Here is a 9,375-nt window from a genome sequence, read left to right on the forward strand (position 1 = left end):
AGGTGACGTACAGTTACCAGATGGCGTAGAAATGGTAATGCCTGGTGATAACATCAAGATGACAGTAACTCTAATCGCACCAATCGCGATGGATGAAGGTCTTCGTTTTGCTATCCGTGAAGGTGGTCGTACTGTAGGTGCTGGTGTTGTAGCAACTATCGTAGCGTAATAATTAACGTTAAAGTTAATTGTTAGAAAAAGGTCACTCAGGTGGCCTTTTTTAATGCCTGAAGAAAAGTGATTTGCTCCTAGGTATAGCTTTATTGCCGTAGCTTAGGTTGAGTTTTACGAAACCCGAGGAAAAAGGTTGCTGAAAATAACTGAGCTCTTAGATATAAAAAAAGCACGGCTAGGCCGTGCTTATATTGAGTTAGCTCTTGGTCTTTTAGCCAATTACTAATATATGATAAAAGCTTTAATGCTTTTTCGCATACTCTTCAGCTTGTTTTAAAACTCTTAATAAATTACCGCTAAGAATCTTTTTAATATCTTTGTCGCTGTAATCTCTGTCCATTAAACCTTGAACAAGATTAGGATAGCTAGATACATCTTTTAAACCGATAGGTAATGAATCGCCAACTCCATCATAATCAGAGCCAATACCTACATAATCAATACCAATTAGCTCAACTACGTGATCAATATGGTCAAGTACTTGCTCAAGGCTTGCAAATGGGTATGGGTTTTTAGCACGGTATGCAGCATCAAAATCTTTGCTTAATTTAGTGCCGTCTTTTTTAACGGACTCTTTTTTGCTTTTTAACTGCTTGCCCCAACTGCCTGCTTTAGCGGTAACAAAGCTTGAGCCAAAGTTAATTTGAATAACGCCGCCATTTTCTTTAAGTGCCAATAGCATATCGTCATTCATATTACGCTCAAAGCCAGGCGTGTATTTACGAAGTGATGAATGTGAGGCAATTACGGGTGTTTTAGATAGATCCATAACCTGATAAAACGCATCATCAGAAATATGCGAAACGTCGATTAGCATACCAATATTATTCATTTCAGTGACAAGCTTTTTACCAAATGGGCTCAAGCCTTTCCATTTACGGCGTATATCGTAAGACGAATCCGAAATATGGTTGCTTTGCGAGTGCGCTAGCGTAATGTAGCGAATGCCACGGTCGTAAAAGTGCTGAAGGTTTTTCATATCCCCTTCAATAGGAGAGCCGTTTTCCATACCCATCGCTATAGAAAGCTTGCCTTGTTTAAATTGCTCTTCTATATCAGTACTTGAGCTAGCAATAGCAAACTTATCGGGCGCGCGCTGGGCTATGGCTTCCATACTATCAATCATTTGATTGGCTAGCTGGTAGCTTTTTCCTTTACCTTCAAATTCCAAATGCGCAGGAATATAAATCGACATAAACGGTGCGTTTAAACCGCCTTTTACAGCGCGAGGGTAGTCAAAATCGCCATCAGTTGTCGCTTTAGTTACATCAACCCAGCTTTCGTGAATTCGATAAGGTACGTCGATATGGGTATCAATTAAAATGGTGTCTTTAGCGAGTTTAATTGCCTTGCCAGATGCTGTTATTGTTGGTTCTGCTTGGGCTTGGCTAGTTAAAGCTAGTGATATGGCTACCACTAGAGTGCTGAGTTTTATCATGTTTTGGCTCTTTGGGTAAAAAGCCATTGTGTACGTTCAATTCAAAAGTTACAAGTACTACACCTTAATCAAACGCCTCTGCTTGATGCTCTTCACTTTGCAGCGCTTTAAATTCGCCCTTAGAAATAATAGTAACTGACTCATGTAATTCTGAGAAAAACACCATTGCTTCGCCATTTTTAAGCTGTAGCTTAACTTGGTTAACTTTAGATTCGATGCTTGCTTCTACTTCGCCATAATCGGTGCCTTCGCGCAGCACATAGCTTTCTATTAGGTTGTATAGTGTATCTTTATCGAGTTGTTCAAAAGGGATAATCATAATTGCTCTTTGTTTGCGTTGCCTAAAACATGTTGCCCAAAATAGCATGGCACGGCTTTCTCTAACCAAAATATAGGCTTAAACGGATTTTTACCGCTAATAAAACCAACGTGTCCGCCTTTGTCAGAGATGCGCAGCGTAACATGCTCACTTACGTCTTGCCTACTTGGTACGGCCTTAATTGAGAGCATAGGGTCGTCTTTTGCATGAATAATAAGTGTAGGTATAGCGATATCTTTTAAGTACGGCATTGCACTGGCTTTGCGATAGTAATCGTGTGCGTTTTCAAAACCATGCAGAGGGGCTGTTAACTGATTATCAAACTCTAATAAATCGTCAATTTTCATTAACTGTTTTGGCGTTAATGAAATTTGCTGCTTAATTTGTGGTAGCTTTCGCTGCATTGATTTTTTCATGCGATCGAGCAGATATTTTTGGTAAATTTTACCTAAGCTTTTACGAATAACATCGCTTGATGACGACAAATCATAAGGAGCAGATACCACCGCTGCAGCACTTAGTGGGCATGCTTGTGATTGTTCACCTAAGTATTTGGCCAGTACGTTACCGCCTAACGAAAAACCTACAGCGACCATAGTGCGCTCAGGAAATTGCAGCTTTAAGTGATTTATAAAAAAGGCTAAATCGGCGGTGTCACCGCTGTGATAAGCGCGAGGTAGGCGATTGACTTCAGTTGAGCAATTTCTAAAGTGCATAAGCACCACTGCATAACCTTGCTTTTTTAACGCCTTCATCATGCCTTTAGCATAAAAGCTATTTATGTTGCCCTCAAGGCCATGTAAAACAACGGCAAGTGGAGCGGTTTCGTTATGTGGAAGTGACCATGCTAGCTCAATAAAGTCACCATCAGGTGTATCAAGTTGCTCAAGTTCGTAGCGAGTGTGGTGAAATGGGCGGAAAAAACGCGGCATTATGGTTTGAACGTGACGATTGGTCATCCACCATGCTGGTTTGAACTGAGAGATCATGTTTGTACTACGCACTTTGTATTAAACGAAAAGCTAGTGTACCAAATTTTTCGCTTCAGAAAATAAAAAGCGCCTAACTAGTAAACTAATAAGGCGCTTTAGTGCGTCGTGCTTAATTTTGTTCGGGGATTTCTGCATCATGTATTTTTTTCAAAAAGAAAAAAGCAAAAAATATACACAAAGAAACAACGATGGTTAAAAACCCAAAAGACATAAATAAAACTGGATCTGTAAAAAAGTCTCTAAAGAATACGTTCATGAGTTGTTCCCCTCGTTGTTGATGGGTTAATCATAGGCGGTGTTTGCAGGTCGCAACGTGATCGAGATCAAGTTATTTACATAAGCAGATATAGGGGTGAAGCTAAGTTGATTTAGATCATGCTTTAAAGGCTACTAAGTTATTACCACTGAGAGCTAAGAGAGTTTTTCGCTTGAAATAGTGAGCTGATTGTAATCCATGTTTTTTCACTTTATCTAAAAGCGTAGCGCTTTTAACTTTTTTGAGTAAACCACTTAAAGATTTTTTGCACAAAGAGAAAAGAATGAGAAGTAAATGAGGGTAGAGCAACAAACTGCTCAATATTTATATCTAAGTAATTTAGTTTGTTTTCCTCTAAAAGCGAAGCGCCTCTTAACCTCTTTGTGAGTAAATTACTTAAAGGTCTTTGCGCAAAAAGAAGAAAAAGAGAAGAAAATTAGGGCAGGGTAATAAAATGCTGAGCTAAACAATCGCTCAATATTTATATTTTTATCTAAGTAATCTAGTTTGTTTTTCCTCTAAAAGCGAAGCGGCTCTTAACCTCTTTGTGAATAAATTACTTAAAGGTTTTTTGCACAAAGAAAATAGAATGAGCAGTAGAAGAGGGTATAAAAAGTAGCAGCCTAAGTGGCTTTCATATACAGCTCAATATTGTTTGGTGCTGCATGCTCGATTAATTCAAACTCATTTACTGCTTCAATCAACATATGTTGCTGTTGTTTTTCAAGCTTTAGCTCAGTGCTTAGTAACTCTGCGCGTATTGTGGCGTAATCACTTATCGTATTCTGATTAGCTTTTAAATAGCTACGGGCAGCGCGCAGAGGTTGTAATGCGTGAGTATCAAACTCACTAATTACGTTTATTAATGTATTTAGTTGTTGAGCATTAACACTTAAATTTAATGAATCTAAATAAAGCAGTAATAAGCATAAATTAACATTTTTTCCTTGCTGGTTTTGTAGTGCCAGCAAGGTTGTTTGTTGATCAGGCTTTGCGTACAAGGTGCACGCAAACTGCCAAAAATGGTCGCTATTGAGCAAGTTCATCGGCGAATGCCTGCTCTTTTTCTTCCATTTCTTCAAGTGCCATAAGTAGCTCTTCTTCAACGTCGTTAAGCTTAGGCGTAAGGGTTGCTTGCTTGGCTAATAACTCTTTAAGCTTGGCTTTGTTGTCGTCGTTGTACAGTTCGTTATCACCTAAGGTCACTTCAACTTCACTTAATTCGGCGGTAAATTTATCGAGTTGCTTTTCAAGCTTTTCAATTTGCTTTTTAAGTGGCTGAGTGGCTTTTCTAAATTCAGCCTCTAAGCGCTTTTGCTCTTTTCGGTTAACGCCTGGGTTTGCTTTAGGCTCGTCGGTTTGCTGCGCTTTAACCGCTTCTTTATTCGCGTTAAGTAACCATTGATAATATGCATCTAAGTCGTAGCCAAACTGAGTTACTTTGCCGTCATCTACTAAGTAAAACTCATCGGCAGTATTTTTAAGCATATGGCGATCATGCGATACGGTAACCATAGCGCCTTCAAAGCCTTGTAGTGCCATAACAAGTGCATGGCGCATTTCTAAATCAAGGTGGTTGGTTGGCTCATCCAGTAATAATAAGTTTGGCTTTTGATATACCAACATGGCAAGCACTAAACGTGCTTTTTCGCCGCCCGAAAATGGGGCTACAGGCTCAAGTGCTTTATCGCCAATGAAGGCAAAGCCGCCTAAAAAGTCACGTAGTGATTGTTCAGTGGCTTTTGGGTCTAGTCGTTGTATGTGCGTTATTGCACTGGCTTTTAAATCAAGAGATTCCAGCTGATGCTGCGCAAAGTAACCAATATTTAATCCGTGATGCTGAATAACTTCGCCCGCTTGCGGCTCTAAATCACCAGAAAGCAGTTTAATTAACGTTGATTTACCCGCGCCATTTCGACCAAGTAAAGCAATTCGGCTACCTGGTACAAGGTTTAGCTCTATATTATTTAAAATAGTGACGTCACCATAACCCGCTTTGGCTTTATCTATTGTCATTAGTGGGTTTGGTAATGCTTTTGGCTCTGCAAACTCAAAGTTAAATGGCGAGTCGGCATGTGCTGGCGCTAGTTTTTCCATGCGTTCCAGTGCTTTTACACGGCTTTGTGCTTGTTTAGCTTTACTGGCTTTTGCTTTAAAGCGCGTTATAAATTGCTCTAAGTGTGCAATTTGATCTTGCTGCTTATCAAACATTGCTTGTTGTTGTAGTAAACGCTCTGCTTTTTGGCGTTCAAACTGCGAGTAGTTACCTTTGTACACATTGATAAGTTGCTTATCTACATGCCAAATTTGGTCAACCACCGCATCTAAAAACTCACGGTCATGCGATATAAGTACAAGGGTGCCGGTATAAGCACGTAAAAAGCGTTCAAGCCAATAAACGGCATCTAAATCAAGGTGATTTGTTGGCTCATCGAGTAATAGTAAATCGGCGTCGCGTATTAATGCTTGGGCAAGGTTTAAACGCATACGCCAACCACCCGAAAACGAGCTGACAGGGTTTTCTATTAGGTTATTGGCAAAGCCTAAGCCGTGTAATAGCTCACCGGCGGTTGATTCAATGCTGTAGCCTTTAATGTTTTCAAGCTGAATATGTACTTTGGCTTGTGTGTCGCCATCGTTGTTTTTCTCGGCCTCACGCAGTGCTATGCGCATTGCGTAGTATTCTGGGTGGCCTTGAAGTACATAATCAATCGCGCTTATTTCAAGTGCAGGTGTCTCTTGCTTAACAGAGGCAATAGACCAATCTTTTGGAATGCTGCAGTTACCGGCATCTAGTTGCAGTTCTGATTTTAGTAAACCAAATAGCGTTGATTTTCCACAGCCATTAGCGCCAACAAGGCCTACTTTGTGCTCTGGGAATAACGTAGCTGATGCGTTTTTTAATAAGGCTTTACCGCCACGAAGTAGTTCTATTTCTGAGATTTGGATCATGAATGCGTTACTTTGCTGTGCCCTTGTTAAGTTGGCGCTATCATAACATAGAACTTAATGCTCTTATCAAGCGTATCAACAAGTGAAGTTATACGATAAAATAGCGGCAGTTCAAACCACAGGAAAAATGTTGTGAGACAAAAGAAGCGATTTATTGCTGGTGCATCGTGCCCTGACTGCAAAGCCATGGATACTATGATGCTATACAGAGAACATGATGTTGAAAAAGTAGAGTGTGTTGAGTGTGGTCATAAAATGGCGCAACCCGATAACGCTGTTCAGGCGTCTACTCGCCAATTTGAACAAGTAATTGGTGTATTTAAACCGGGCGACTAACCCGGTTTTTTATTGCCTAATTTTTACCGGTTTTAGTAATGCGGCGGAGGCGGCTCAGGTGCTTCAGACATCATAGACGATGATGACTGCGACTCTTTAATTTTTTCTGCTAGCAGCTCAGTTTGGCGTTTCATTTTTGCTAAAAGTTGCTGGTGCACTTTTATTTCATCATTTAAGACTTCAATTGTTTCGTCTTGAAAAGCCACTTTGGCTTCAAGTTCCATTAAGCGATGTTCAATTGTGTTCATTATTCTCTCGTATAATAAATCGCTCTGCGATACCGCTGGAGCTTTCGGTTAACAACGACTTACCGTTATCTGTAAATGTCACATCTAGCACCACCGCCGATTTAGGCTTACTGCCTTCGCGCGGGGTAACCTGCCAAGTTTGAATTTTTTCACCGCTTGGTATTTGCCACAAATCTACGCGCTTATTTGGTGAGCCGGTTGCAAGCAAAGTGCCTTGTTCGTTAAAACGCACAGCAGTAAAAATTTTCTGACGCGCAATATACTTCAGTTTACTCACAAGATCACCTGTAGTCAGCTTCCATACATTTGCTTGTGCCATACTATCGGCCGTAAACGCATAGCGACCTTGTGGATCGAGCGTCACTTGGGTAACACGCGTTGGGTGATTAAAACGATGAATTACTTGCCCTGTACGTGTATCCCAAAAGTAAGCAACATAATCGTTAGAACCACTTAAGGCGTAGCGTCCGTTAGGTGATAGGTCAACGGTGTTAACTTTATCTTGATGACCTAAAAACTCAATACGACGTCCGGTTTCTAGGTTTACAAATACGACAACGCCGTCGCTACGGCCGTATAAAACACTACGGCCTTGATTGCTAATAGCAATATCGCGAATACTGGCTTTTTGTATTTTGTAATAACCTTTATTTTTGCCTGTGGCTATATCCCACACAGCAAACGTGGTTTTTTCGGCGGTAACAGCCACGCTGTTATCAAAAGCAATAGCAACGGCGTATACCAAACTGTCTTGATCTTGCTGCTGAAACCATTGGTATTTTAGTACCTGCTGTTGATTATCCCACAGGGCGACCCCATGGTTGATAGAGGAGATCAAACTGTATTTACCATCGTTTGAAAGTGTTGATGAAAACGCACCTTGTGCAGCATGTTCGTAACTTGCTACAGCGTGTTGTTTTTTATCGGTACAGGCGATGGCTAAAAAACAGCTAAATACGATTAAAAAAGTACGAAATATCGACATATTACAGGTATTTCCCCTTAACTCTTAGTGACTGAGAGGTTAGACTAGGACGCGTTAAATGCCTAGGTTGTTTGTCTAATCACTGGATATGTTTTTAGTTTAGCTAACAATGTGGAATTTAGTCATTAAACAAGCAGCCTATCATGTGGGCCGTTAATCTTTAACTAGTAATAATACATTAAAATGACAACTGCAAAGTGTGTCGGAGATTTAAAATGAAAAAGACGATTAGATTGTCATTGATTGCAGCGTCAGTTTTAGCGCTTACAGCTTGTAATCAAGAAACAAAAAAAGAACAAGCTGAAGTTAAATTAGACACTGTAGAACAGCAACAAGCATACGGTATTGGTGCATCTGTAGGTAACTTTTTAAATAAAGACTTAGCAGACAAAACAGAAATTGGTATTGAACTAGACCAAGCACTTCTAATCCGTGGTTTTGAAGATGCACTTGCTGGTAATGCAAAAATTGACGAAGAAAAAATTCGCGAAGTATTAACTGAACTAGATACATCAGTACGCACTAAGCAAGAAGAAAAAGCAAAAGTAGAGTCTGAAAAAAGCAAAGAAGCGGGTGTTAAATACCTAGCTGACAACGCTAAAAAAGAAGGCGTTACAGTAACTGAGTCTGGCCTGCAGTATGAAGTACTTAGCGAAGGCGATGGCGAAAAGCCAGTAGCAACTGATGTAGTTAAAGTACACTACAAAGGTACTTTATTAGACGGTACTGAGTTTGATAGCTCATATGCACGTAACGAACCTACAACTTTCCCTCTTAACCGCGTAATTGCTGGTTGGACTGAAGGTTTACAACTTATGTCAGTGGGTTCTAAGTACAAGTTCACTATTCCTTCAGAACTTGCTTACGGCGACCGTGACTTAGGTAAGATTCCAGCTAATTCAACACTTGTATTTGAAGTTGAATTACTTGAAATTCAAAATGAAGAAGCACCAGCACAATAATAAGTTTATTGTGTAAATGCAAAAAGGGACCTTAGGTCCCTTTTTTAATATGCGTAAATAACATATTAGTTTGCGTGATTAGAAAACAAGTTATCAATAAGCTCATCTTCAAGTGCAAAGCGTGCTTCTAATGCCTCACCAATAACAGACAAGTCATCATCAAAACCCTTTAACAAGTCTTCTTTGTCTACTTCAGCGTACTTATCATTAAAATCTAACGCTATGTCGGTTGTACTGGAAATACGCGGGTAAATAGAGTTTGCAAGCTCTTGGCTCTGTAAGCCCTTTTTTTCACATGCTTTTGCTATATCGTCATACACTTCAAAATGGCCCGCAGATAGGTAATCCATTAAAAGTTGGCAAAATGATTCAATTAGTTTTGGCTCTGGCAATGCTTGATCTTGTTTTTCGTACGGCGTAAAACCTGCAATTTTGCAATAAAGTACAATAAGGTCTTGGCGTTCGTTTAGCCATTTATCAATTACTGTGTGGCTACCACCCCATTTTTGTTGAGCTTTTTCTACACGCGTCAGCATAACTGTTCTCCTAGCTGGGTTGGTCTTTCAATTAGAATATAATAAGTTTATGTACATCAAGATATATTTAATTTGCGAGTATATCAACAAGTAAAGTTGAGCTACTTTGAGGGGTGTACCTTTTTATATAATCTAAGGCGAGGGATTTTATTTTAGGCAAGAAAAAACCACCAGTTA

Annotated in this window: 10 protein-coding genes and 1 pseudogene; 3 read left to right on the forward strand and 8 right to left on the reverse strand. The window is 39.8% G+C overall.

Annotation, left to right across the window (positions count from 1 at the left end):
- Window positions 1–169 (forward strand): annotated as a pseudogene (locus CXF76_RS02480) (elongation factor Tu); the annotation flags it as partial.
- A 246-nt stretch (window positions 170–415) separates the two neighbouring features.
- Here CXF76_RS02480 and CXF76_RS02485 read toward each other — a convergent pair.
- The 5 genes from CXF76_RS02485 to CXF76_RS02505 form a co-directional block, all read right to left on the reverse strand.
- Window positions 416–1,612 carry a dipeptidase gene (locus CXF76_RS02485; RefSeq protein ID WP_101162985.1) on the reverse strand — a complete coding sequence of 399 codons (1,197 nt, stop codon included), beginning with the start codon at window positions 1,610–1,612 and terminating at the stop codon, window positions 416–418.
- Window positions 1,613–1,676: 64 nt separating this feature from the next.
- Complete coding sequence (locus CXF76_RS02490) at window positions 1,677–1,931, reverse strand: YheU family protein (RefSeq protein ID WP_007582257.1); 255 nt, start codon at window positions 1,929–1,931, stop codon at window positions 1,677–1,679.
- Window positions 1,928–2,920, reverse strand: coding sequence for a hydrolase (locus tag CXF76_RS02495; protein WP_007582255.1), 993 nt, complete (start codon window positions 2,918–2,920; stop codon window positions 1,928–1,930). Before CXF76_RS02495 ends, CXF76_RS02490 begins: the two co-directional genes overlap by 4 nt.
- 882 nt (window positions 2,921–3,802) lie before the next feature.
- The gene (locus tag CXF76_RS02500; RefSeq protein ID WP_101162982.1) at window positions 3,803–4,225 is read right to left on the reverse strand and encodes a TIGR02444 family protein; all 423 of its coding nucleotides are present in this window, start codon (window positions 4,223–4,225) and stop codon (window positions 3,803–3,805) included.
- On the reverse strand, window positions 4,209–6,131 hold the full coding sequence (locus CXF76_RS02505) for an ATP-binding cassette domain-containing protein (RefSeq protein ID WP_024589507.1): 1,923 nt from the start codon (window positions 6,129–6,131) through the stop codon (window positions 4,209–4,211). Before CXF76_RS02505 ends, CXF76_RS02500 begins: the two co-directional genes overlap by 17 nt.
- A gap of 132 nt (window positions 6,132–6,263) precedes the next feature.
- Here CXF76_RS02505 and CXF76_RS02510 point away from each other — a divergent pair, with 132 nt between their 5' ends.
- On the forward strand, window positions 6,264–6,467 hold the full coding sequence (locus CXF76_RS02510; RefSeq protein ID WP_007378899.1) for a YheV family putative zinc ribbon protein: 204 nt from the start codon (window positions 6,264–6,266) through the stop codon (window positions 6,465–6,467).
- A 32-nt stretch (window positions 6,468–6,499) separates the two neighbouring features.
- Here the strand turns inward: CXF76_RS02510 and CXF76_RS02515 are convergent, their stop codons facing one another.
- Together CXF76_RS02515 and CXF76_RS02520 are read right to left on the reverse strand one after the other, a co-directional pair.
- Window positions 6,500–6,715: a SlyX family protein gene (locus tag CXF76_RS02515; protein ID WP_007378900.1), complete on the reverse strand. Its 216-nt coding sequence runs from the start codon at window positions 6,713–6,715 to the stop codon at window positions 6,500–6,502.
- On the reverse strand, window positions 6,702–7,700 hold the full coding sequence (locus CXF76_RS02520) for a WD40 repeat domain-containing protein (RefSeq protein ID WP_101162983.1): 999 nt from the start codon (window positions 7,698–7,700) through the stop codon (window positions 6,702–6,704). Before CXF76_RS02520 ends, CXF76_RS02515 begins: the two co-directional genes overlap by 14 nt.
- A gap of 215 nt (window positions 7,701–7,915) precedes the next feature.
- Here CXF76_RS02520 and fkpA point away from each other — a divergent pair, with 215 nt between their 5' ends.
- Entirely contained in the window at window positions 7,916–8,662 is a 747-nt protein-coding gene (gene fkpA, locus CXF76_RS02525) for an FKBP-type peptidyl-prolyl cis-trans isomerase (RefSeq protein WP_101162984.1), read from the forward strand.
- Window positions 8,663–8,727: 65 nt separating this feature from the next.
- On the opposite strand, the gene CXF76_RS02530 is transcribed toward fkpA, so the two are convergent.
- Window positions 8,728–9,198, reverse strand: a complete 471-nt coding sequence (locus tag CXF76_RS02530; protein WP_007582240.1) for an Rsd/AlgQ family anti-sigma factor — start codon at window positions 9,196–9,198, stop codon at window positions 8,728–8,730.
- Window positions 9,199–9,375: the final 177 nt, after the last annotated feature.

The sequence above is a fragment of the Pseudoalteromonas sp. 78C3 genome (assembly GCF_002836695.1).
In the GTDB taxonomy this organism is placed as follows: domain Bacteria; phylum Pseudomonadota; class Gammaproteobacteria; order Enterobacterales; family Alteromonadaceae; genus Pseudoalteromonas; species Pseudoalteromonas arctica.